Genomic DNA, 1309 nt, shown 5'->3' with positions numbered 1-1309 from the left:
GTTGACGACGTGATCGTCGGTGCCACTTCATCGACGTTGTTGATCGTCAGCGTCACTGCTTGCTGGCTGGCTGCCGTCACGCCGTCGCTGGCGACCACGTTGAAGCTGTAGCTCGATTTCGCCTCGTGGTTCGGATTGCCCGTCAGGGTCACCGCGCCAGTCGTCTCGTTAATCGTGAACAGGCCCGCGTCGACTCCGGACAGGCTGTACGTCACGCCCGCGCTGGTGTCGGCGGTATCGGTCGCAATCGCCGTATAGACCACTTGGCCGGCGCCGCTGTTCTCGTTGATCGCCGTTGCCGTCGTCGACGACGTGATCGTCGGCGCAACTTCATCGACGTTGTTGATCGTCAGCGTCACCGCCTGCTGGCTGGCCGTCGTCACGCCGTCAGTGGCGACGACGTTGAAGCTGTAGCTCGACTTCGCTTCGTAGTTCGGATTGCCGGTCAGCGTCACGGCGCCCGTGCTGCTGTTAATCGTGAACAGCGACGCATCCGTTCCGGACAGGCTGTACGTCACGCCCGCGCTGGTGTCGGCGCTATCGGTCGCGATAGCGGTGTAGACCACCTGGCCGGCGCCGCTGTTCTCGTTGATCGCCGTCGCCGTCATCGACGACGTGATCGTCGGTGCGACTTCATCGACGTTGTTGATCGTCAGCGTCACTGCCTGCTGGCTTGCTGCCGTCACGCCGTCGCTGGCAACGACGTTGAAGCTGTAGCTGGATTTGGTCTCGTAATCCGGATTGCCCGTCAGCGTCACCGCGCCGGTCGTCTCGTTGATCGTGAACAGGGCCGCGTCCGTGCCTGACAGGCTGTAGGTCACGCCAGCGCTGGTGTCAGCGGTATCGGCCGCGATCGCGGTGTACACGACCTGGCCGGCGCCGCTGTTCTCGTTGATCGCGGTTGCCGTTGTCGACGACGTGATCGTCGGTGCGACTTCGTCGACGTTGTTGATCGTCAGCGTCACCGCCTGCTGGCTCGCTGTGGTCACGCCGTCATTGGCAACGACATTAAAGCTGTAGCTCGACTTCGACTCGTAATTCGGATTTCCGGTCAGCGTCACGGCGCCGGTCGTCTCGTCAATCGTGAACAAGGCCGCATCGTCGCCTGACAGGCTGTAGGTCACGCCGGCGCTGGTGTCAGCGGTATCGGTCGCGATCGCGGTGTACACAACCTGGCCGGCGCCGCTGTTCTCGTTGATCGCCGTCGCCGTCGACGACGAGGTAATCGTCGGCGCAACTTCGTCAATATTGTTGATCGTCAGCGTCACTGCCTGCTGGCTGGCCGTGGTCACGCCATCGCTAGCGACGA

Annotated in this window: 1 protein-coding gene; it reads right to left on the bottom strand. The window is 62.7% G+C overall.

Annotated features, from left to right (window positions below; genetic code table 11):
* The coding region (locus tag FVE66_RS20095; protein WP_151449275.1) for a cadherin repeat domain-containing protein at nt 1–1309 on the bottom strand (1309 nt) is incomplete at both ends.

This window comes from Lacisediminimonas profundi (assembly GCF_008831265.1).
GTDB classification, from domain to species: domain Bacteria; phylum Pseudomonadota; class Gammaproteobacteria; order Burkholderiales; family Burkholderiaceae_D; genus Lacisediminimonas; species Lacisediminimonas profundi.
The sequence above is the reverse complement of the archived record's forward strand: the minus strand, read 5'-3'. Positions and strand labels throughout refer to the sequence as shown.